We start from the raw sequence: 19981 nt of genomic DNA, 5'->3' as shown, positions 1-19981 counted from the left end.
AACTGCGGGTACACCCCGCCGGCGTCCTCCCACCAGCCGAGGGTCAGCGGCATCCCGAGGGTGACCCGCTCCGGCTCGACCCCCACGATGCGGGCCAACAACCGCACGCCCGGCGCCTCCGTCAGCGCCACGACCCCGCTGACCACCGGCGGTGACCCCGGTGCGACGCGGGGCAGGGAGTACGACACCAGCCGTCCCGACCCGCCGAGCGCGGTCCCCACCAGGGCATCCGACCAACAGTCGGGGCAGAACGGCCGCGGCGGGAAGACCCAGGTGCCGCAGTCCTTGCAGCGGTCGACGCGCAGCTCTCGCCGCTGCCACCCCTGCCACAGCTCGACGGTGTCGTGGTTGATCCGAGCCATCCTGCCCCCAGCCACCCGACAACTTTTTCTCGACTCGCGGGTCGAGCATATATCTCGGGCCTGGTCGACGACCCCGCGGAGGGACAGGGATGGATATAGGCGTCGACCGTTGGGGTTGTACAGGTGACGGTCTCGATCGTGGCGCGTGATCCTGGGACTGGCCGACTGGGAGTCGCGACCGCGAGCCGTGTTCTTGCCGTGGGTGCGGGTGTCCCCCACCTACGTCCGGGAGTGGGCGCCGTGGCGGTGCAGGCGGGGGCGCCGCGGCGGTGGATGGAGCATCCCGACGTCGCCGAGCGAACCGTCGCGGCCTACGACGCCTCGTGGGCGCAGCCGTTCCCCGCCCGGTTGGTCGCCGCACTGGCAGCGGCGGACGGGATGGGCGGCGACCTACGCGGCCGCCAGTCCGCCGCGCTGCGGGTCGTCGATTCGGAGAGCTACGCAGACTGTGGGACCTGCACCGGTCCTTCCAGCATCTCCTCCACGCCATGAGCCCGGACGGGCTCTACGAGGACCTGGCCCACATCGAGGCCGCACTGGCGATCACGCCCGACGACCTGACCGCTGTGGGCGCCGCCGCGCTCGCACTCACCCGGGCCGGCAGGCTGCACGACGCCACGCCCTTCCTGCGCCGGCTGGCCGCCTCCGGGCGCCTCGACCCGTCAGCCGCCCAGGCCGCACTCCAGATCCTCGAAGACCAGTCCGACTGAACGAGGACTGAACGGCCGCACGCCCCTCCCGGCCACCTACGAAGGCGCTCGCGGCGAGACATCACTGGCCGTCCGCCCGGGCCGCGGAGATGCACCTTGCTCAGAAGACATGCCCCGAATCGTGGCGTGTCACCGGCGGGTTCGACAGGCAGCGAGCATGATCAGCAGCGTGCCGTGGGAACGTGGACCCGTTGCGTGCCTTCCAGACCGACGACGACGCCGCCGCCGTCGCGGCCGGCATGGTCGCGACTCCCGTCTTCAGCGCGCGAGGAGTGTTCATCACCAGCGGCGCGCTCCCGCGAGCGTGACATGACCGGCCCAGGTCTCGGCCGCGAGTCGATCATTGGCCTGCTCCGGGAGCTCAACGACGAACTGGGCCGGCGCGGCGCCAAGGCCGACCTGTTCCTCGTCGGCGGGACCATGCTCACCGAGAGCTGAGCGGAACCGTTCCCCGGACTGTGGATAGTCCAGGATCGCGTCCGCCGCGTAGATGGCGTGCTCGGCCGCGCTGTCCCCCTGCTCGGAAGCCCGCCAGTGCTCCATGATCATGGCTCTGGTCCGGTCGTCACCGGACGGCGGCGAGGTCACGCCGACCCGGACCGATGGCGTGGGCGGCCATGGGCTGGGCCGTCGAGGTGGGCGGCGATGACGTCAACGGAGTCCCGCCGCTTCATAGCGCCACGAAGAGATCCACGAAGGCGGTCGCGTACCGTCTGGCCCGCGCCGTCTGCTGGTCGAGGCTCTTCATGGTCCACGGCGCGCAGAATACTCGGCACACCCGCGCTGACGACACCGAATTTCTCCCGGGCCGGGCGGAACCAGGACTGTTCGCCGCTTAGAGGGAGGGGCGGAAAGGAGTGGTCCTGCCAGACCAGGCGGGATTGTTCCTCCGGGTAGGTGGTGACGGCCGGGGAGGTGTCGAAGACCTGGGTGAGGCGTCGGGCGGGGTCGTAGGCCGGCAGCCGGGACGGCGGACGGCGTCTTCCGCACGCGCTGCAGGTAGGCCTGGTCCGAGGCGACCGCGACGACGCGGCGCCGGGCGACGAACTGTGACCAGCGGGCCCAGTACCCCAAGCGAGGCGATCATGGTGGCCCCGACCGCCAGCGCGGTCGCCACCGCCATGCCGTTGAAGAAGCTCACCCCGAGCGCGATCGCACCGGGCCGGGCCGGGCCGGGCAGAACACTGCCGAGCCGAACGTCGGCACGGCCAGAAATCCGGATGGTCGGACCCGCCGGCAGCCGCCGCGCTACCCGGTCCGGCGATGAACGTGATGGATGAGGCGGGCGATCCCGCGATAGGGGTCCCGCGCCCCGGCTGCCCACTCGGCGTCGATGACGGCGTCCACGTCCGGCCCCGGTGGGATGCCGCCGAGATGATCGGTGAAGGTCCTGATCCCGTACCAGGCGAGCGACCGCGTCCCGGCGGCGGTGAGGATCGCGGCGACGTTCGCCGGATCGTCGCCGGGTCGCGGCTGCACCGCCGGCTGCCGGCCCGGCCCGACGGCTCCGGCGGACCCGGGCTCACCGAGCAGCGCTGCGGTGTCCCGCCAGCGACCCTGCAGGCCCGCCCGCAGCGCGAGCGCCGGGCCATTCTTGCCGACCACGGAGATGATCCCGCCGGGCCGGGTGAGCTCGACGAGGACGTTCAACAGGGGCGCCGGCTCGGGGACGAACATGATGACGCCATGGCAGAAGATGGCGTCCCAGCCGGTCCCCACCAGGTGGACGGCGTCCCGCCCGTCCCCCTGGACCAGCTCGACGCGCCGCCGGACCGATTCGGGGGCGTCGGCCAGCCCGCGTCGCGTCTCGGCCAACATCCGCGAGTCGGGCTCGCAGACGGTCACGTTGTATCCCCGCCGGGCGAACTCCAAGGCCTGCACGCCGTTCCCGCCGCCGATGTCCAGCAGCCGCGCTGGCGCGGGCGGCAGATGCCCGGTCAGTGCGCGGGTGACCAGCCGCTGCCGGACGACTCCCCGCAGCGTCGCCGTGTGCGCCACATAGTCGGCCGCGTCCGTGTAGTCGGCCGTGTCCGGGCCGTCGACGACGGCGAGCACCCGGGGCTCATCGAACGGCGGCTCCCGGAGCTCGCGGCCGGACGCCGACGGGCGGCCTGGAGGCGGAACAGTGCGGTCGGAACCGGGCGTGCGGCGATCGCTGATCGGGGACGGCTGCATCAGGCAGTGCTCCTTCCTCTTCCTCATCAGAGGGCCTGTCCCGTTCGGCGGTGCCGCGAACCTCTTCCGTGCGATCCCCGGCATGCTCCCGGTCACCCCGGGCAGCTCGAACGGGTGTCGGCTCTCCGCCCATACCGGCAGCGGCACCGGTCAGTGTCCGTGAGTGCTCCTGGCTTTTGCTCGTGCGAGCGTCTCCGCCACGGTGGTGCAGGCGATCCGGACAACGGAGTGCAGGTCGGCGTCCGTCGTGCCGGCACGGCTCAGCACCGCCAGCGACTGGTTGACCGCGTTCAGGGTCGGCGACTGCGAGGCCGACCGTGCGAGGAGGCATCCGCCCGGTGCCGACGGGTCGGCGATGCGGTCCAGCACGACACCGAAGAACGCCTCCACCGCGCGCACCGGATTGTCCGGATATGCGGCGAGCGCCCGCTCGTACTGAGCGCCGTAGATCGAGGCGTAGCGGTCGAGGCACTTGCGGAACAGGGCGTCCTTGCCGCCAAAGGCTCCGTAGAGCGACCCTCGGCCAAGCCCGGCGGCGGAGCCCGAGCAGATCCAGCGAGGCATCTGCGTACCCCTGCTGCCAGAACACCCGCATCGCCCGGTCCAGCGCCGCATCGACATCGAACTGCTTGCGTCCTGACCGGCAAGGCTGCGTCGCACCGGCTCACTCCTGGAAGATGACGCGCTCCCCCTCGCCCACGGGCTCCTGGAAGGTGGCGAAGTAGCGTTCCAGGAGCTCATCGGAGACGGTGACGCTGTTCGCGTTGTTGCGCTGGTTGCGGATCGCCAATCGACGCCGGAGTGTTTCGAGGTCCGCCTTCAGACGGACGAGTTCCCATCGGCATCCGTGGCTCTCGATCACGGCCTTGTATCGATCTCGGGTGGACCGGCTCCAGAAGCTGTAGTCGATGACCACGGGTACCTTCGCCACCAGCAGGCGGATCAGGTCGTCCCACAGTTGTTGCTCGGCCGTCGACTTGAGCTGCTCGTACTCCGCCGGATCGAGTTCAGCCCCATCGCGGCCGGCCCATATCCACACAATCTCGTCGATCGAGAGTCGGGTATAACCGCGACGCTCAAGGACCCGCGCATACGTACTCTTACCCGAGCCAGGCAGGCCGCACATCATCACGACGAGACCGCGCTCTGTCCCGAGGAGGTCCGGCAGAAGATCCGCTTCGTCCATGAGGGCGAGGCTACAAGATCTTGAATGGTCGGGATCTTCGTCTGGTTGACCCGGGAGAAGTGCTACGCTCCGTGCTCGCATCAGTGGTCATTTCCTGAGGAGTTCGGTACGCCAGGCGAGGGCAAAGCCATATGGCCCGCCGACCTGTAGCCCGAGGTGGTAGGCCAGTCGGATCGAGTGCCGGGACGAGCCGTCCACCGTGCTGGGCGAGAGCACCGATGACGGTCAGGCAGTCATGTTCACGCGTGGCGGTTGGGTCGCCATGCCCTGACCCATGATCGAGAACCGCCAACCGGGTGGGCGGGTGTTTCACGCTGGTCAGGTGAGTGTCACCGTCCAGGCGCCGTACTCGCGGGCCACGTCGGTGACCGTCAGGGTGCCCGACCGTGTCGGGCCGTGCGTGCTCAGGGCCTGATCGAGCGGGGTGATCAGCATGTCCTCGAGTGAGGAGCCGATGCTGTGGTCGTCGGGGTGTGGGTCAGCGGTGAGCTCGACGAGGAGGCGGGCGCGGGCGCGCGGGCCGAGGGTGAGATCGATGCCCTGCTCGGTGCGCATGCGGGCGGCGAGCCGGCCGACGAGCAGATCGACGGTCTGCTCGATGTCGGCGCGGTCATGATGGTTCGGCACCCCACAATTGTCGCCGGGGATGGTGAAGCTCTGGCCGGTTCAGGCCAGCGCGGAAACAGCCGTGCACCGCCTCGCCGACGCCTCCGCCGACGGCTCCGCCTGGCCGCCCCCGACAACTCGCCCAAGCAGCCCGTGGACCTCGCCCGATATCCGGCAGACCGAACCTCGCGCGGGGTGGCGAGCGGCGGTCACTCCTCGCCTCCTTCCCAGGGTGACATTCGTCCTCGGGGGCACCGACGCGGAAGCCAAGGAGTTGGCGCGGGAAGTGCGGCTGCAACAGGCCAGCGGACAAGGTGCCCTCACCTTCCTGGAGCAGCTCTGGAATCGCGTTTCCCCGCATCATCCCCCCGGCTCGGAATCCGGGCTCCTGCAATGCCTCCAGCAGCCCGGTCTCTCCTTGGGGTCGCCGTGCTGACGACGGCCTACAGCACGTCGCTCCGCAACTCCGCGGCTCATCCCGCGGCCGGGAGCGCCGGCGCGGGGAGGGCCAGGAATAGTGGAGCGTCCTCGAGCGTCTGGAAGGATGTTCAGATTCGCGACGCGTCATCGAAGGAGTCGGTCATCCGTGGGCATCGGGATCTCGCTGCATACCGGAGCAACCCCCATCGGCGACACGTTGCGTGTCATCCTGGAACGCGCCCATGAGGCGGCGGATGCCGGCGTCGACACCATCTGGTTCTCCCAGGGACTCGACATCGACGCGATCACCGTGGCCGCCCTCGTCGGACGGGAGGTCCCCGGCATCGGGATCGGCACCGCGGCGGTACCGATGTACCCGCGCCATCCCGTCGTGACCGCCGCCCAGGCCAGGACTGCGCAGATCGCCGCCGACGGCCGTTTCCTCCTCGGCATCGGCCTGGGACACCGGGCCGTGGTCGAGGACGCCTTCGGCGTCCCGTTCGAGCGGCCCATCCGCCACCTGCGCGACTATCTCCGCATCCTGCGCTCGGTGTTCGAGACCGGTACCGCCGATGTCCAGGGCCCGACCGTCACCGCCCGCCTGCCCACGACGTCGCCCACGGGTCCGCGGAACGGCATCACCCCTCCGATCCCGCTGCTCGTCGCGGCCATGGGCCCCCAGGCCCTGCGCGCCGCGGGCGAACTGGCCGACGGAACGCTGCCCTACCTGGCGGGGCCGCGCACCCTCGCCGAGTCGATCGTCCCCACCATCGTCGAGGCGGCACGCGCCGCCGGTCGTCCCGACCCCACCATCGCGGTCGGTGTCCCTGCCGCCGTCACCGCCGATATCGCGGAAACCCGCGCCCACGCGGAGCGGGCCCTGGCCGCCTACGGCAACGTCCCCTCCTACCGTGCCGTGTTGAACTCGGAGGGCGCGGTCCACCCCGCCGACGTCGCCCTGATCGGTGACGAGGACACCGTCGCCGCCGGGATCCGGCAATACCTGGACGCCGGGGCGACCGACGTGCGCATCTCCCCCGCCGCCTTCCGTACCGACGACGACCGGCTGCGTACCTGGCGACTCGCCGGAGAACTGGCCCGAGGGTCCCGAGCGGCCCTGGGGCTGTAAGAACAACGGCTCTGTCGCACTTTCTGGACAGACCGACAGCCACGGTGAGCGTGCAGTGTCGATGGCCACCCGCACATGGTCGATTGCGACCACGGTCGAGCTGAAGACCGGCGCCCGCCTGGCTGTCGCGTGGATCAGTGCCTCCCGAGGCGACTTCACCGCCGCGACCCGACTGCTCGCCGCGGCCGTGGAACGGTCACGTCGACCGCCCGACGACTTCGGATGGGACGTCCTCGCCGTTGCCGCCGCGGTCGGTACGCAGTCCGGTTCGCCGGAGGCGCGAGCGCTCGTGCGGCGGGCGTATGCGCGCCTGAGCGTGGCCAGACCGGCACGGGCGCACGTGCCGGAACTGGCCAAGAAGTTGTGGATCGAGGCGTACCTGTCCACCGGGGATGACCGCACCGAGTCGACGACCAGGCTGCAGCGGTTGGCCGTGCTCGCCGGAGACGACGAACCGACGCTGTCGCGACTGGGCTGCGCCGCATGGCTGCTCGACGAGACCGAGCTGTCCAATGACCATGAAACGTGGCGCGTAGGCCCCGTTCTTCAGGGCGGGTTTGGCGCATCAACAACAGCGCCAGCCCGTCGAACAGGTGTGCTATTCTGTGGGTTATGGGAAGCCGGGTGGTGAAGCGGGCGTACCGCTATCGCTTCTACCCGGATGTGGTGCAGTCCGCGCAGCTTGCCGCGACGTTTGGTTGTGTTCGCTATGTGTACAACCGGGCGCTTGTGGAAGCGGGATCTGGAAACACGGTGGTTGGCCGAGCCGTCGAAAGGTCCACTGCAGGCCACGTTGGGCAGGCCGACCGGATGGCCGCGCAGGCCCTTGCCGGCACCCGCGGCGAGCACTGCCGGGCGGTCGAGGTCCGGGCGAGATACGCACTGGGTCTTTCGGCCTTCGCCGCCACCCGCTACCTCGAGTCCTTCGAGCATTTCACGCGGATGTTCCGGCCCGACGGGAGCCCGCTGCACTGGCACGGCTCCCCGACCGGGGCCGCGGCCCTGGCCGCCGCCCGCGCCGGCCGCATCGACGAAGGCCGACACCTGCTGCACGGCATCGAGGAACACCTACCAGGCCTGCTGTCCGGCCGGCTGCGGGTGATCCTCGGTCACGCCCGTGCGCTGCTGGCCCGCGCCGATGCCGTGGAAGGTCACTACCGGAGTGCTGTCGATGACCCGGACACGGCGCGCTGGCCGTTCGAGCGCGCCCTGATCCAGTTGGACTTCGGTGAGTGGCTGCGACGGCAACGGCGGATCGGTGAGGCACGGCCGATGCTGGAATCGGCTCGCGCAACGTTCCTCGAGCTCGAAGCCCAACCGTGGCAGGACCGCGCCGGAGCAGAACTGCGGGCCAGTGGGGCGATCGTGCCGGAGCTGGCCGGCCGGCCGCACCGCTGGACCAGCCAGCAGTGGGAGATCGCGAAGCTCGCCGCCGAAGGACTCAGCAACCCCTCGACGGCCGCCTTCGCGGCCTCCCTGCCGCTGACCACGGTCCCAGGCTGGGCCACCAGCGTCGGGTTCGGCGCGTAGCACGCGAGCGCCGCCGACACATCACCGTCGTCGCGAGCCGCGACCAGCGCGGTGATGGCCTCCAGCGGGGTGGCGAAGGTCATGGTCGCGCTCCGATCGGTGGGGTCGAGCGGATGTGCGTGATGGCAGCCTGAGGGGAGCGCGCGGGCGGTCGCATCGGCGGGGTCACCCGAGGGCCCGCCTGATGAACACGGCAACCTTCTCCGGCTGGGCAAGGAACACCAGGCCGGTGACGTTGTCGAGCGACGCCGCCGCCTGGGAGATCACCGCGCTGCCGTAGGAGTGGCCCCACCAGCACAACCGGTCCCTCGACCGCGGTAGCCGTCCGCCCGTAACTTGGTGATGACGCCCCCGAAGCCAGAGGCGTCCGCAAACGCCCCGTGCACGAGGACGACGGTGGAAAGGCCAGGCATGTAGGGCATCTCCTCGATCGGATGTCGGCGGCCCGCCGGACGGCTGGCGTGCCCAGTAGAGGGCACCCCGCGCGACAACCGTCAACGGGGTGCCCGCAAACTGCAGTCGACATGCTGATGCCGGACCAGACAGCCTCAGCTGTACTGGTTCCAGCGGCGGCGCAGCGGCGATTCACCAATGTTGGAGGAACCGTGAAGTCGTACCTGATCTCCCAAGTCGAGGTCATCGACGCCGAGGCGTGGGAGCGCTATCGCGAGCTTGCCGCTCCCGCCATCGCCCACTTCGGCGGCAGATACCTCGTCCGGGGAGCACGTCCTGAAGTGCTCGAGGGAGACGACTGGGCACCACCGGCCGCCGACCGCCAGCAGATCATCGTGGTCGAGTTCCCCGACGAACAGGCCATCCACGCCTGGTACGCCTCAGCCGAGTACGCACAGGCCCTCGCCTACCGGCAGCGCGCCGTGCGACGCCGGCTGCTGTTCGTCGACGGCGTCGAGAGGCAGCCGGCATGACACGACACCAGACCCGTAGCGGTCGACGCCACCCGCCCCCGGCCACCCAGCCGAGGCCAATATGGCGAGACTGCCATGGGTCTCCGCCGGCATCATGGCGCTCGACTACGTCGAGGTCGACAGAGTCTGGCCATCCGCCATCCGCCATCCGTGGGCGACCCACTGGGCGTCCACACCCCCGTGGCTCCTGGCGAAATCGTCCATGCCCAGTGCTGGTGGGTGACGGGGAATGCTACGAGGAATCGCCAGGTGATGACGGCTCAGCGCAGGGGTGCGAAGGTGGCCCGAACATCGGCCACGAACCCGTGGGGCTGTTCGAGTGCGGTGAAGTGGCCACCGGCTGGAAGTTCGTTGAAGTAGACGACGTCGCTGTAGCGGCGTTCCAGCCAGCGACGGGATTTCCGCACATGCTCCTTCGGTGACATCGTAAATCCGACCGGCAGCTTCGTGGGGGATTCGATAGTCGCGGGGGTCGACCAGTTGGCCCGGTCGAGTTCCCAGTAGAGGCGGGCGGCGGAGGCGCCGGAGTTGGGTAGCCAGTACATCATGATCTCGTCCAGCAGCTCGTCGAGGGTGAACGTGGCTTCCGCGTCACCCGGGGTGCCGCAGGTGTCCTGGATCATGGCATAAACCCAGGCGGCCTGGCCCACGGGCGAGTCTGCGAGTGAGTAGCCGATCGTCTGCGGGCGGGTCTGCTGCTCTTTGGCGTAGCCGGACAGGTTGTCCCAGAAGTACCGGGCGCTGCGCAGCATGGCTTGTTCTTCCGGTGTCGCGTCCGCGATCTCATCCGCGGTCGGCCCGAACATTGCGAAGTTCAGGTGCATTCCCAGCAGGGCTGCCGGTTGCCGGCGGGCGATCTCATCCGTGACTCCGCAACCGAGATCGCCGCCCTGGGCGGCCCACCGGTCGTAGCCGAGCCTTTCCATGAGAACGATCCACGCTCTTGCGATGCGCTGGAGGTTCCAGCCGGTCTCGGCGGGCTTGGCGGAGAACCCGAAGCCGGGCAGCGTGGGGATGATGAGATGAAACGCGTCCCGGGGGTCTCCTCCGTGGGCGGCCGGATCGGTCAGCGGGCCGACCACCTTCCGGAATTCCAGGATCGACCCGGGCCAGCCATGAGTCATGATCATTGGTAGGGCCTCCGGTTCGGGGGACCGGATGTGCAGGAAGTCGATCGGCAGGCCGTCGATGGTCGTCCGGTACTGACCAGCCTCGTTCAGCCACCGTTCCGTCGGCCGCCAGTCGTAACCGTCCCGCCAATGCTCGACCAGGTCCCGCAGCCGCTCCAGGGTCGGGCCCTGACTCGAGTCGCTCACGGTCCGACCGGCCGGCCACCGGGTGAGGGCGAGACGGCGGCGAAGGTCGTCGAGCTGCTCGTCAGGGATGGCGAGGGTGACGGGCTCGATGGTGTCGTTCATCGGTGATTCCCCTTCGGGGCGGTCGCGTATGATGTGTACGATACGGTACCGTACATATTGGAGTCGAACTGTGCCTGCACACCCCGCCCGTCGGACCACGGCTGACCTCGGTCGACCCTCTCGCCGCGGCGAGGCGCGCCGGGGAGCGATCCTGGACGCGGTCGCGGAGCTGGTGACGGAGGTCGGCTACGAACGCGTGACCGTCGACGCGATCGCGGCGCGGGCCCGGGCCTCGAAGACCACCATGTACCGACACTGGCCGGGGAAAGCCGAGCTGGTCGCGGACGCTCTGCGCCGCCGCGCGGAGAGCAACGACCCGGAAGTCACCGACACGGGCACACTGCGCGATGACCTGACCGCCGCGGTCGCTGGCATCGTGCGCACCCTCACGGGAGCACCATCGCTCCTCGGACTACTGGAGGGGATCCGCGACGATGCGACTCTGCGGAGCCTGGTCCGATCCCAGATCGATGAGAACGCCGCGGACGTCGGCCGGGCCATCTGCACCCGTGCGACCGCACGCGGGGAAAGCGTCAACCTCGCCTCGGCCGACCGGGTCATGTCCCTCGCCGTGGCCGCGCTCTTCATGGACATTCTGCTCACCGGCGCCGCGCCCGACCCAGCCGCGCAATCCGCCCTCGTCGACGACGCACTCATACCCATCCTGCGGGCCGTGGAGCAATGACCAGCGGACACATCCGGACGCGCGGCGCGGAGACTTGTCCGAACCTTCGCGCTCAGCCTCGACGGGCCACGTACAGCAGGTCGACATCCGATTCATCGGTGTCGTCGCCGCGGGCCACCGAGCCGAAGACGGACAGCTCGGCGACGCCGTAGCGCCGGCGCACCTCGGCGATCCGGCCGCCAAGCGCGCCGCGGCGGTCGCGGAAGCGCGCCGAATCGCCGAACTCGTCGGCGTCGCCGACGCACCGGGCCTGGCCGAGGTCCTGGACGCCGCCGAGGCCGGCCAGTTCCCACCGGTGGTTGAGTGCTCCTCCTTCCATCGCAGAACCTCATCCAGCTCCCTTCAGGACACACCAACGCCATGGCAGAATCATTCTTCGCCGCCCTCAAAAACGAACGCGCCCACCGCACCGCCTACCCCACCCGCGAACACGCCAGACGCGACATCACCCGATCATCGAACTCCGCTACAACACGACACGCCACCACTCGGCACTCGACTACCGCACCCCACGACAGGTCCACGGCGAATACCTGAAAAACTGTGACCGTCTTGACATTCCTCTTCGGATTCAGCAACGAGCTCGCGCTCGGCCTGCGGCCCGGGGTGCCGATCCGGGTCGCACCCGTGATCGCACCGGCCGTCGACCTATCCGTGGTAGCCCTCTTGCTCGGCACGCGGCACCTGGCCCTGCACGGCGGGCCGGTCGAAGTACTGAAATCAGCTCGATGCCTACTCGTCTTCGCCCTTGCCGAAATCTTCATCCGTGCGGCTCATGCAGCATGCCGCAAACCTGGCAGGATCAGGCACAGCACTGCCGCGACGGCGGCCGTGGCGGCGAAGGCGCCCACCGCCCAGGCGCCGGACACGTGCTGGACAAGCAGCCCCGCGGTCAGCGGCGCCAGCGCAGCCAGCGCGGTAGTCGCCATGACCACGGTGTTGATGACCCGGCCGCGCATTTCTGCCGGTGCACTGCGGAGCGTCACGGCAAACAGCGCGGCGTTCACGGCCGGCGCGAGCAGCAGCGCTATGGCGATCGGCGCCGCCACCAGCGGCGACGGGAGGAGCGGTGCCGCAGCGCCGAACAGCAGGGCCCCAGCCAGGGTGATCGTGGTGGCCAGGGTTCCTAGGCGCATGCGCCCCTGCAGCCGGGGTGCCACTAGGGCGCCGAGCAGCCCGCCGGCCGCGATGGCCGCCTGCACCAGGCCGAGTACCGCAGTGGAGGTACCGTGATAACGCAGCGCGAGCGTGACGGTGAAGATCACGCCAGTGAAGGCGAAGTTCACCAAGGGTGCCGTTATCGCTACCGCGCGCAGGATCGGCACCTGCCAGACGAACTGCAGGCCATCGGCCACCTCGCGCCACAACGCCTTGCGCTCGGCCGCGTTCTCCGGGCGGAACTGCCCCCGGATCCTGTTCACCGTGCCGAACGAGACAACGTAGGAGACGGCATTAGCGAGGAACGGGACGGCCTGGCCCAGCCCGAAAAGAGCCCCGCCGAGCGCCGGGCCGGCCAGGGCGGCAGCGTAGGTCCTGGCCTCCGCGGCGGCCGACGCCTGCTCCAGTTGCCCGTCCGGCACGATCCCCGGCAGTGCCGCGGCAGCCGCCGGGTTGAAGATGGCGCCTGCGCCTCCCTCGATCAGGCACACGACCAGGACGACCGGCCAGGACGCGAGATGGGTCACGATCAGGATGCCGAGCAGGGCCAGCAGGACCGCGCGCATGGTGTCGCAAGTGATCATAGTCAGCCGCCGGTCGAACCGGTCGGAGAGCGCCCCGGCGGGCAGCTGCAGGCACAGCAGGGTAATTGCCCGCGACGTCCCCACCACCCCGGCGAGCACCGCCGAGTGGGTCAGCGCCAGGATAAGCAACGGGTAGGCGAGCAGGCCGATCCCTGAGCCAGTATCGGAGAGCAGCTGGCCGATCCACAGCATACGGAAGCCCTCGTTGCGCCGGAGAGGAACCTCTTGTTGCACATCGGCGTCTGTCTCGATTCCGGTGGCATCGCCCATTTTCGGAATTGTATGCACCAAAGGTTAAGGATGTCCACTTACCGGACAATCTTCGGCGAGCGATGATCCAAATCGCCGCCTAATGTTCTGAGTCGTTAATTCGTTCGCAGTAGGCGGCGAGGGTTTCGAGGATCTGGTCGGCGGTCTTCGTCCAGACGAACGGCCTCGGGTCCTTGTTCCACGCGTTGGTCCACTTTCGAATGTCGGCTTCGAGCTCGACGACGGACCGGTGCGTCGAACGGCGGAGTTTCCGGCGGGCGAGTTCAGCGAACCAGCGTTCGACCAGATTCATCCATGACGACGAGGTCGGTCGGGACCGAGGAGCGGATCGGTCGAAAGCTTCCACGTCTCAACCAGATTCGGCTTCAACCCGAAGGCGCGCCACATCCGCGACACCGTCGACTGCGACAACCCACTCGCCTTCGCCATCGACCGCGACGACCAATGGGTGTCGCCGTTCGACGGAGCCTGCTCCAACGTCTTCGTGATCATCTCATGAACCTTGCTGTCGGACACGGTGCGCGGCCGGCCCGGCCGAGGCTCGTCCGACAACCCTTCCAACCGGTCTGCGGCGAACCGGTTCCGCCACTTCGCCACCGTGGGCAGCGACACCCCGACCACCGCCGCGGCCCGCCCGTTCGTCGCACCCTCCGCGCACGCCAACACGATCCGCGACCGCTGCGCGAGCGCCTGCGAGGTCTTCGGATGACGCGCCCAACTCTCCAGCACCTGCCGCTCCTCGTCGGTCAGCACGATCTGCACGGCGGTCGGTCCAGGCATACCCACTCTACGATCTATGAATGAACTAACGACTCAGGACAGTGGGTGGGCTGGCCCGCCTACGGGTAGGTCCGCCGAGCGGGAACGTCGAGCTGCTGGCCGGGCCACGGGCCATCCCGTCGTCGGCCACGGTCGCGGGTCGCCGGGCGAGCCCCGCGCCGGAGCGGTGGGACACTAGCAACATGAGCAGACTCTCCTCTCTTGGCGTTCTGTACAGACTGTACGTCTTGAGCGCATGACTCGTCAGGTTCCCGTCACTCAGGCGCGCGGCGAGCTCTCCGACCTCGTCAGCCGGGTCGCGTTCAGCGGCGAGCGGATCAGCCTGACTCGACATGGGAAAGCCGTGGCTGCGCTGGTTTCGGCCGAGGACCTCGCCCGGCTGGAGGCGCTGGACGCCGGGGAGGAACGGGAGGAACGGCCCGACGACCGGATCGAGCTCGGCCGGCCGCGGATCGATCCGATCCAACCCGTACCCGCCCCGGCCCGACGGTTCGACATCGCCGCGGAGCATCGCCAGCCGCCGCACCCGGACCGTGGCGGCCGTCCCTAGCGGAAGGTGATCCCAATACGGCCCGAAGCTGCGGGTTCTGGGAGCGGTGAGGTCGAACGCTGTGCTTCCCGGAATCGTCATCCGTCCTGCTCAGGCGGTCGCAGCCGGGCCGGCGATCGCAGACGCTCGCAGACCGGGCTCTCGCAAGTCGGGGCTGGTGACTGGGCGAGGATGCGGAACGACGTCGTCGATCTCGTCCCCAGACCTGCCAGGGGCTCGCCGAGGCTGCTTGACCTCGCCTGATCGGGCAGCGACCCGCAGACGGGATCTCACACAACCACGGCCGACGTCAAACGAATCGAACCAGGACCGACAGTCGCGGCTGGAGCCGGCCCGAAATCCCCCGCAGGCCGTGCCGGCATATTGGTTTACCCAGTGGATACTCGCACCCTAAGCTGCCGAAATGACGGATACCCGTTCGATACCCATCCCGCGTTCCCGCCCGGCGGCCGTCGGCGACGCCGCCGCATTCCTCCGCGGCCGCATTGTGGGGCCCCACCCGCTCGGCCGGGCGCACGCCGGACCGGCCCGCGCCCTTTTCCTGGAAGACCGTCCGACCTCGGAGTTACCCCCCTTATGCACCGGCATTTCCGCCTAGCCCCCGCGCTGGCCCTGCTCGCCGTCGCGACGCTGACCGGCTGCACGTTCCAGGGGACAGAAGCGGCCGGCTGCGACAGCCCCGGGGTCACGCCGAACGAGGTGAGAATCGGTCTCCTTTATCCCGACTCGGGCGTACTCGCGCCCACCTTCAGCTCCTCCCGGGCCGGCATCGATGCCCGGCTTGGCCTGGCCAACGAGCGCGGCGGCGTCCACGGCCGGAAAATCGTCTACGACTGGCAGGACGACCGCGGGACCGCCGAGGCGAACGGCCAGGGCGCCCGCACGCTGGTGGAACGGCAGAACGCCTTCGGCGTCATCGAGTCCTCCTTCTCCGCCGGCGGCAGCGCCCAGTACCTCGCCGACCGCGGTGTTCCCGTGACCGGGATCGCGACCGAGGACATCTGGTCGCACTACCGGAACATGTTCTCGTTCTCCTACACGGACGGGAACGCGGTGGACACCTTCGGCACCTTCGTGCACAGCCGCGGGGGAAAACGTGTCCTGCTGGTTCAGGCCGCATTGTCCTCCAGCGTCTCGGAGCTCACCTCGAAATACGACCAGAGCATCCGGGCCGCCGGGCTCGAGCCGGCCGGCACCCTGAACTACTCGTCGCAGGCCGACAATCCCGAGGAAACCGCGCGGCGGATCGTCGAGTCGGGCGCCGACACGGTCATCTTCCTCATCCAGCCGCCCGACTATCTCCAGGTGCTGCACGCCCTGCGCGGCGCCGGCCGGCAACCGGGGCTCGTCATGGCGGTCACCGGATACGACCAGCAGCTGCTGGAGACCTCGGGCGCGCAGGTGGCCGGGCTCGTCATCCCCGTCTTCTACCGCCCGTTCGAACTCGGCGGCGCGGCCGTCGAAACCTACGAAAAGGCGGTGACCCGCTTCGCACCCCAGCTCCCGCAGGCGCAACACGACTTCGCGCTGATGTCCTACGTCGACACTGACATGTTCATCCGCGGACTGGAGGCGGCCGGCCCCTGCCCCACCCGGCGGGCGTTCATCGACGGGCTGCGGTCGGTGACGCACTACGACGCCGACGGTCTGATCGCTCCGGTCGACTTCGCCACCGGCCTCGGCAGGACGACGAACTGCTATTCGTTCGTCCAGGTCAACCCGACGGGCACAGCGTTCGACGTGATCGACCGGGACCGCTGCGGCCGGGAGATCACCCAGTAGCGGCGCGCCGCCCCCGCGAGCCCTCCCCGGTCACCCGGCCGGGGAGGGCTCGCCCCGCCGACGACGCCGGCGCCGCCCCCCACCGGCGCCGGCGTCGTCACCAGGTGACGGGCAGGTGCGCGGGGCCCATGACGAAGTTCGACCGAGTCCACGCCATCTCGCCGTCGGGGTGGATGTCGGGGAAGGCCTGCAGCAACGCGGTGATCATCGTGATCGCCTCCGCCCTGGCCACATGGGCGCCGAGGCAGAAGTGCTGGCCCACGCCGCTGAAGGCGAGGTGGCGGTTGGGCGAGCGGGTGATGTCGAAACGCTCCGGGTCGGCGAACTCCTCCGGGTCCCGGTTGCCGGCACCGTAGTAGACACACACCTTGTCACCGGCGCTGATGCTCCGCCCACCGATCTCGACATCGCGCAGGGCGGTGCGGCGGTTGTAGACCACCGGCGTGACCCACCGCAGCATCTCCTCGACGGCGGCGGGCATCCGGCCGGTCAGATCCGCCATCAGATGTTCGCGCTGGTCGGGATGGGTGAACAGGGCGTGCAGGCCGCCGCCGATCAGGTGCCGGGTGGTGTCGCCGGCGCCGACGATGAGCAGGGTCATGTTGGCCGAGAAGTTCTCCAGGCTCATCGGCGCCCCGTCCAGCTCGCAGGCCGCGAGCATCGAACAGACGTCGTCGCCGGGATTCGCCCGGCGGTCCTCCCACACCTGGATCGAGTACTGGATCAACGCCTCGGTCGCGGCCTGGCGTTCCTGCTCGGTGTAGGCGCCACCGCCGAGGCCGATCTCGATGTACTCGTAGAGGCGCAGCGCATCCTCGCGGGGGATGCGCAGCACGTCGGCCGTCACGTAGGCCGCGATCTTCCCGGCCACGTCCACGGCGAGATCGCACCCGCCGGCCGGGCGGATCTCCTCGATGATCGCCTCGGCGGCGTCGACGAAGCGGGTCATCCGGCGGCGCACCGCCGAGGGCATGAACCCGGGGACGACCGCGCGGCGGATCACCGTGTGCAGCGGGGGGTCGAGGTTCACCATCGACTTGTCCTCGGTCTCCATGAAGTCCTCGATCATGGAGACCGGCCAGTGGGAGAAGTTCTCGTCGTCGCGGTTGACGGCGCGGATGTCCTCCCAGCGGGTGACCGCCCAGAAGCCCGGCCCGTTCGGCTCGTCGTTCCAGTGCACGGGGTCGTGCTCGCGCAGCCGGGCGTAGAGCCCGTGCGGATGCCCGTGCTCGAAGCTCGCCAGCGAGTACAGGTCGATCGATTCGGTCTCCATGATCGTCATATGGTCGCTGCTCCTGCGGTCGAGACGGCCGGGGCCGCGGCGGGCAGAGCGATCTCCTCGAGGATGGTCGCCGAGAGGGTCGTGATCGCGAGGCGGCCGTCAGTCTCGCGCAGTGTCACGTGGTAGTCGCCGACGCCGTGGGCGGTGCCGTCAGCCCGGCCCAGCCAGTACTGGAAGGAGCTGCGCACGTCGACGGAGCCGTCGGGCTCGACGTCGACGAGGAGGTTGGACACGAGGTGGCGGGCCCACTGCCGCTGGTCGAACAGCGAGGCCAGGATGCCCACCACGGTGTCGCGGCCGGAGAAGACCTGCTCGCTTCCCGGGCCGCCCTCGACGCTCCCGCCGGCCACGACGAGGGCGGCGTCCGCGGCGAGAACCTCCCGCAGGGCGCCCGCGTCGCCCTGGTCGATCGCCCGGCAGTAGCGATGCAGGACCGTGCCGGCGCGCCAGCCGATCTCGGCCAGCCCGCGGTCGTCCGGTAAGTCTGGCATGCGGTTACTCCTTTTCGTCCGATCAGCGGTTTCGCCAGATCAGCGGTCGATGACCATCCAGAGGTTCGCCACCGAGCTCCCCGCGTCGCAGACGACCGCCTGCCCGTTGACGAGCGATGCCTCGTCGGAAACCAGGAAGCGATGGACGCGCGCCACCTCCGCCGGGTCCGCGGCCCGGTTCATCAGCGCCTGCGGCCCCGGTCCGCCGGCCGGCCCGCCCGACGCCGACGCCGACGCCGCCTGGGCCTGGGCCTGGGCCGTGAGTACCGGCAGCACGTCGGTGTTCGCCAGCAGGTTGGTGGCGACCCCGCCCGGGCACGCGCAGTTGACCCGGATCCCATCGGCGACCAGCTCGAAGGCAAGGGCCCGCACGACGGCGACGATGCCGCCCTTCGACGCGCTGTACGCGGCCTGCCCCGCCACGCCGGTGAGCCCGGCGATCGACGCGGTCGCCGACATCGCCCCGCCGCCCGCGCGGCGCAGGGCCGGAACGGCGGCGGCGAAGGTGCGGATGGTGCCGGCGAGGTTGATGTCGAGGATGGCGGTCCACCGCTCCTCGTCGAGGTCCTCCAGCCGGCGCGCCACGGCCGGGCCGCCGACGGTGCCCGCGTTCGCGATCACCGTGTCGAGGTGGCCGAAGGTGGACTCGGCGGCGGCGACGGCCGCCTGCACCTCGTCGCGGCGGCGCACGTCCACCCGGTGGAAGACGGCCTCGCCGCCGGCGGCGACGATCTCCTTCGCCACCGCCTCCCCCTGCTGGTCGATGTCGGCAACGACGACCTTGGCGCCGTCAGCGGCGAGCACCCGCGCGGTCGCGGCGCCGATGCCCGACGCCGCCCCGGTGACGAGTGCCACCCTCCCCCGCAGACTCATGATGATCTCCGATCCTGGATCTTCCGACGGGTACGCGCAACAGACGTGACGCAGTGGCTGCTCAGAGTGCCTTTGCCGCAGCGGCAAGGCCTTCGATCAGGTCCCCCGCCTCCGCCGCCGAACGCAGGCGGTGGTTGGGACCGGCGACGGCCATCGTGGCCCCGGCCTCGAGGTAGGGCTCGGCGGCGGCGACGGTGCGCGCCACGTCGACCCCGCCGCCCGCGTCGGGCACGGGTGGCAGCGGCACCCGCACGACGAGCGTCGCCGGGTCGCGACCGGCGTCGGCGTACGCCGAGCGCAGCGCGGCCACACCAGCGCGCACCTGCTCGGGCCCGACGCCCACCGGCGTCCACCCGTCACCGAGGCGGGCGATGCGCCGCGTGTTGGCCGCCGTCGCGGCCACCCCGTAGTAGAGCGGGATGCGGGGCTGCACGGGCACGGGCCGCGCGGTCAGGCCCTCGAGGCGGCCGGTGTCGAGGCGGCCGGTGTCGAGCGGCAGGGAGAAGGGCTGCTCCCCCCAGACCACCCGGCAGGTCTCGATCACCTCGTCGAAGCGGCGCCGGCGCTCGGCCCAGACCAGTCCGACGCCGGTGTACTCCTCGGACTGCCAGCCGGTCCCGACGCCGAGCTCGACCCGCCCGCGGGAGATCACGTCGAGCGTCGCGACCTCCTTGGCGAGCACGAGACCGGCCCGCAACGGGGCGAGCAGCACCGCGGTCGACAGCCGGATCCGCTCGGTGACCGCGGCGACCGCGGCCAGCGACAGCAGGGGATCCGGCCAGGCCGTGTCGGGCGGATGACCCCAGGGCCCGTAGGGGTAGCGCGAGGTGTCGGGCGCCATCACGAGATGCTCGCCGAAGCACAGCGAGTGCAGCCCGGCCGCGTCGGCCTGGCGGGCCATCGCGAGGAAGGCGTCGAAGTCCCCGCCGGGGGCCAGGTCGGGCCGGGCGAACAGGCAGAGGTCCACGGGGGCGATCTCCCTCCAGCACCGGCTCGGCCGGTCCCCCGGCACCGTCGCCGCGAGGATTCGCAGACCGTAAGATCACCCCCAATTTTTGTCAACC

General features: G+C 70.0%; 23 protein-coding genes and 3 pseudogenes. 12 read left to right on the top strand and 14 right to left on the bottom strand.

Annotated elements, in window-relative coordinates; all coding sequences use genetic code 11:
* Positions 1 to 377: Zn-ribbon domain-containing OB-fold protein (locus NBZ85_RS10565; protein WP_261561865.1), on the bottom strand; the 377-nt coding region annotated here is incomplete at its 3' end.
* 108 nt (positions 378 to 485) lie between these two features.
* Between NBZ85_RS10565 and NBZ85_RS32635 the strand changes: the two genes are divergently transcribed.
* The 3 genes from NBZ85_RS32635 to NBZ85_RS10550 all read left to right on the top strand — a co-directional run bounded on the left by NBZ85_RS32635 (position 486) and on the right by NBZ85_RS10550 (position 1510).
* Complete coding sequence (locus NBZ85_RS32635) at positions 486 to 854, top strand: DUF1028 domain-containing protein (RefSeq protein WP_261559506.1); 369 nt, start codon at positions 486 to 488, stop codon at positions 852 to 854.
* Positions 851 to 1072, top strand: coding sequence for a hypothetical protein (locus NBZ85_RS10555; RefSeq protein WP_261559507.1), 222 nt, complete (start codon positions 851 to 853; stop codon positions 1070 to 1072). The genes NBZ85_RS32635 and NBZ85_RS10555 overlap by 4 nt, the downstream gene beginning before the upstream one ends.
* Before the next feature lie 309 nt (positions 1073 to 1381).
* The gene (locus tag NBZ85_RS10550; RefSeq protein WP_261559508.1) at positions 1382 to 1510 is read left to right on the top strand and encodes a hypothetical protein; all 129 of its coding nucleotides are present in this window, start codon (positions 1382 to 1384) and stop codon (positions 1508 to 1510) included.
* Between the two features lie 810 nt (positions 1511 to 2320).
* On the opposite strand, the gene NBZ85_RS10545 is transcribed toward NBZ85_RS10550, so the two are convergent.
* The 4 genes from NBZ85_RS10545 to NBZ85_RS10530 all read right to left on the bottom strand — a co-directional run bounded on the left by NBZ85_RS10545 (position 2321) and on the right by NBZ85_RS10530 (position 5060).
* Positions 2321 to 3247, bottom strand: a complete 927-nt coding sequence (locus NBZ85_RS10545; protein ID WP_261556447.1) for a methyltransferase domain-containing protein — start codon at positions 3245 to 3247, stop codon at positions 2321 to 2323.
* A 150-nt stretch (positions 3248 to 3397) separates the two neighbouring features.
* Entirely contained in the window at positions 3398 to 3811 is a 414-nt protein-coding gene (locus NBZ85_RS10540; RefSeq protein WP_261556448.1) for a TetR/AcrR family transcriptional regulator, read from the bottom strand.
* A gap of 100 nt (positions 3812 to 3911) precedes the next feature.
* A complete protein-coding gene (locus NBZ85_RS10535; protein ID WP_261556449.1) occupies positions 3912 to 4433 on the bottom strand; it encodes a P-loop nucleotide/nucleoside kinase family protein in 522 nt (173 codons plus the stop codon).
* Between the two features lie 318 nt (positions 4434 to 4751).
* Positions 4752 to 5060 carry a hypothetical protein gene (locus tag NBZ85_RS10530; RefSeq protein ID WP_261556450.1) on the bottom strand — a complete coding sequence of 103 codons (309 nt, stop codon included), beginning with the start codon at positions 5058 to 5060 and terminating at the stop codon, positions 4752 to 4754.
* A 565-nt stretch (positions 5061 to 5625) separates the two neighbouring features.
* Between NBZ85_RS10530 and NBZ85_RS10525 the strand changes: the two genes are divergently transcribed.
* The 4 genes and pseudogenes from NBZ85_RS10525 to NBZ85_RS10510 all read left to right on the top strand — a co-directional run bounded on the left by NBZ85_RS10525 (position 5626) and on the right by NBZ85_RS10510 (position 8118).
* Positions 5626 to 6588: an LLM class F420-dependent oxidoreductase gene (locus NBZ85_RS10525; protein ID WP_261556451.1), complete on the top strand. Its 963-nt coding sequence runs from the start codon at positions 5626 to 5628 to the stop codon at positions 6586 to 6588.
* A 61-nt stretch (positions 6589 to 6649) separates the two neighbouring features.
* On the top strand, positions 6650 to 7219 hold the full coding sequence (locus tag NBZ85_RS10520) for a hypothetical protein (RefSeq protein WP_261556452.1): 570 nt from the start codon (positions 6650 to 6652) through the stop codon (positions 7217 to 7219).
* Positions 7201 to 7272: pseudogene (locus NBZ85_RS33730) on the top strand (helix-turn-helix domain-containing protein); the annotation flags it as partial. The gene NBZ85_RS10520 and the pseudogene NBZ85_RS33730, both read left to right, overlap by 19 nt.
* 126 nt (positions 7273 to 7398) lie before the next feature.
* The gene (locus NBZ85_RS10510; protein WP_261561866.1) at positions 7399 to 8118 is read left to right on the top strand and encodes a hypothetical protein; all 720 of its coding nucleotides are present in this window, start codon (positions 7399 to 7401) and stop codon (positions 8116 to 8118) included.
* A 165-nt stretch (positions 8119 to 8283) separates the two neighbouring features.
* On the opposite strand, the gene NBZ85_RS10505 is transcribed toward NBZ85_RS10510, so the two are convergent.
* The gene (locus NBZ85_RS10505; RefSeq protein ID WP_261556453.1) at positions 8284 to 8418 is read right to left on the bottom strand and encodes an alpha/beta hydrolase; all 135 of its coding nucleotides are present in this window, start codon (positions 8416 to 8418) and stop codon (positions 8284 to 8286) included.
* 305 nt (positions 8419 to 8723) lie between these two features.
* Between NBZ85_RS10505 and NBZ85_RS10500 the strand changes: the two genes are divergently transcribed.
* The gene (locus NBZ85_RS10500) at positions 8724 to 9044 is read left to right on the top strand and encodes a DUF1330 domain-containing protein (RefSeq protein ID WP_261556454.1); all 321 of its coding nucleotides are present in this window, start codon (positions 8724 to 8726) and stop codon (positions 9042 to 9044) included.
* Between the two features lie 260 nt (positions 9045 to 9304).
* Here the strand turns inward: NBZ85_RS10500 and NBZ85_RS10495 are convergent, their stop codons facing one another.
* Positions 9305 to 10462 (bottom strand): epoxide hydrolase family protein, encoded by a 1158-nt coding sequence (locus NBZ85_RS10495; RefSeq protein ID WP_261556455.1) that lies wholly within the window; start codon positions 10460 to 10462, stop codon positions 9305 to 9307.
* A 70-nt stretch (positions 10463 to 10532) separates the two neighbouring features.
* On the opposite strand from NBZ85_RS10495, the gene NBZ85_RS10490 reads away from it, so the two are divergent.
* Positions 10533 to 11147 carry a TetR/AcrR family transcriptional regulator gene (locus tag NBZ85_RS10490; RefSeq protein WP_261556456.1) on the top strand — a complete coding sequence of 205 codons (615 nt, stop codon included), beginning with the start codon at positions 10533 to 10535 and terminating at the stop codon, positions 11145 to 11147.
* A gap of 52 nt (positions 11148 to 11199) precedes the next feature.
* Here NBZ85_RS10490 and NBZ85_RS33725 read toward each other — a convergent pair whose 3' ends face one another.
* Complete coding sequence (locus NBZ85_RS33725; protein WP_261556457.1) at positions 11200 to 11466, bottom strand: nucleotidyltransferase family protein; 267 nt, start codon at positions 11464 to 11466, stop codon at positions 11200 to 11202.
* A gap of 224 nt (positions 11467 to 11690) precedes the next feature.
* On the opposite strand from NBZ85_RS33725, the pseudogene NBZ85_RS10480 reads away from it, so the two are divergent.
* Positions 11691 to 11894, top strand: a pseudogene (locus tag NBZ85_RS10480) (hypothetical protein); the annotation flags it as partial.
* A 26-nt stretch (positions 11895 to 11920) separates the two neighbouring features.
* Here NBZ85_RS10480 and NBZ85_RS10475 read toward each other — a convergent pair.
* Both NBZ85_RS10475 and NBZ85_RS10470 read right to left on the bottom strand, forming a co-directional pair.
* Positions 11921 to 13159, bottom strand: a complete 1239-nt coding sequence (locus NBZ85_RS10475; RefSeq protein WP_261556458.1) for an MFS transporter — start codon at positions 13157 to 13159, stop codon at positions 11921 to 11923.
* Positions 13160 to 13238: 79 nt separating this feature from the next.
* Positions 13239 to 13939, bottom strand: a pseudogene (locus tag NBZ85_RS10470) (helix-turn-helix domain-containing protein).
* A gap of 235 nt (positions 13940 to 14174) precedes the next feature.
* On the opposite strand from NBZ85_RS10470, the gene NBZ85_RS10465 reads away from it, so the two are divergent.
* The gene (locus NBZ85_RS10465) at positions 14175 to 14489 is read left to right on the top strand and encodes a type II toxin-antitoxin system Phd/YefM family antitoxin (RefSeq protein ID WP_261556459.1); all 315 of its coding nucleotides are present in this window, start codon (positions 14175 to 14177) and stop codon (positions 14487 to 14489) included.
* Positions 14490 to 15065: 576 nt separating this feature from the next.
* The gene (locus tag NBZ85_RS10460) at positions 15066 to 16271 is read left to right on the top strand and encodes an ABC transporter substrate-binding protein (protein ID WP_261556460.1); all 1206 of its coding nucleotides are present in this window, start codon (positions 15066 to 15068) and stop codon (positions 16269 to 16271) included.
* 97 nt (positions 16272 to 16368) lie between these two features.
* Here NBZ85_RS10460 and NBZ85_RS10455 read toward each other — a convergent pair whose 3' ends face one another.
* The 4 genes from NBZ85_RS10455 to NBZ85_RS10440 form a co-directional block, all read right to left on the bottom strand.
* Positions 16369 to 17553: a cytochrome P450 gene (locus tag NBZ85_RS10455; protein WP_261556461.1), complete on the bottom strand. Its 1185-nt coding sequence runs from the start codon at positions 17551 to 17553 to the stop codon at positions 16369 to 16371.
* Positions 17550 to 18044 (bottom strand): nuclear transport factor 2 family protein, encoded by a 495-nt coding sequence (locus tag NBZ85_RS10450; RefSeq protein WP_261556462.1) that lies wholly within the window; start codon positions 18042 to 18044, stop codon positions 17550 to 17552. The genes NBZ85_RS10455 and NBZ85_RS10450 overlap by 4 nt, the downstream gene beginning before the upstream one ends.
* 39 nt (positions 18045 to 18083) lie before the next feature.
* Entirely contained in the window at positions 18084 to 18917 is an 834-nt protein-coding gene (locus NBZ85_RS10445) for an SDR family NAD(P)-dependent oxidoreductase (RefSeq protein WP_261556463.1), read from the bottom strand.
* Between the two features lie 61 nt (positions 18918 to 18978).
* On the bottom strand, positions 18979 to 19884 hold the full coding sequence (locus tag NBZ85_RS10440) for a TIGR03619 family F420-dependent LLM class oxidoreductase (protein WP_261556464.1): 906 nt from the start codon (positions 19882 to 19884) through the stop codon (positions 18979 to 18981).
* Positions 19885 to 19981: the final 97 nt, after the last annotated feature.

The sequence above is a fragment of the Frankia tisae genome, from assembly GCF_025403405.1.
In the GTDB taxonomy this organism is placed as follows: Bacteria; Actinomycetota; Actinomycetes; order Frankiales; family Frankiaceae; genus Frankia; species Frankia tisai.
This window is presented reverse-complemented; position numbering and strand designations above follow the sequence as displayed.

Bases quoted from the DNA above. Each gene is read 5' to 3' on its own strand.
- NBZ85_RS10455 (WP_261556461.1), bottom strand. From the start codon at position 17,553: ATGACGATCATGGAGACCGAATCGATCGACCTGTACTCGCTGGCGAGC.
- NBZ85_RS10465 (WP_261556459.1), top strand. From the start codon at position 14,175: ATGACTCGTCAGGTTCCCGTCACTCAGGCGCGCGGCGAGCTCTCCGAC.
- NBZ85_RS10545 (WP_261556447.1), bottom strand. From the start codon at position 3,247: ATGCAGCCGTCCCCGATCAGCGATCGCCGCACGCCCGGTTCCGACCGC.
- NBZ85_RS10555 (WP_261559507.1), top strand. From the start codon at position 851: ATGAGCCCGGACGGGCTCTACGAGGACCTGGCCCACATCGAGGCCGCA.
- NBZ85_RS33725 (WP_261556457.1), bottom strand. From the start codon at position 11,466: ATGGAAGGAGGAGCACTCAACCACCGGTGGGAACTGGCCGGCCTCGGC.
- NBZ85_RS10520 (WP_261556452.1), top strand. From the start codon at position 6,650: ATGGCCACCCGCACATGGTCGATTGCGACCACGGTCGAGCTGAAGACC.
- NBZ85_RS10550 (WP_261559508.1), top strand. From the start codon at position 1,382: ATGACCGGCCCAGGTCTCGGCCGCGAGTCGATCATTGGCCTGCTCCGG.
- NBZ85_RS10535 (WP_261556449.1), bottom strand. From the start codon at position 4,433: ATGGACGAAGCGGATCTTCTGCCGGACCTCCTCGGGACAGAGCGCGGT.
- NBZ85_RS10510 (WP_261561866.1), top strand. From the start codon at position 7,399: ATGGCCGCGCAGGCCCTTGCCGGCACCCGCGGCGAGCACTGCCGGGCG.
- NBZ85_RS10445 (WP_261556463.1), bottom strand. From the start codon at position 18,917: ATGAGTCTGCGGGGGAGGGTGGCACTCGTCACCGGGGCGGCGTCGGGC.
- NBZ85_RS10450 (WP_261556462.1), bottom strand. From the start codon at position 18,044: ATGCCAGACTTACCGGACGACCGCGGGCTGGCCGAGATCGGCTGGCGC.
- NBZ85_RS10475 (WP_261556458.1), bottom strand. From the start codon at position 13,159: ATGGGCGATGCCACCGGAATCGAGACAGACGCCGATGTGCAACAAGAG.
- NBZ85_RS10540 (WP_261556448.1), bottom strand. From the start codon at position 3,811: ATGCCTCGCTGGATCTGCTCGGGCTCCGCCGCCGGGCTTGGCCGAGGG.
- NBZ85_RS10495 (WP_261556455.1), bottom strand. From the start codon at position 10,462: ATGAACGACACCATCGAGCCCGTCACCCTCGCCATCCCTGACGAGCAG.
- NBZ85_RS10460 (WP_261556460.1), top strand. From the start codon at position 15,066: ATGCACCGGCATTTCCGCCTAGCCCCCGCGCTGGCCCTGCTCGCCGTC.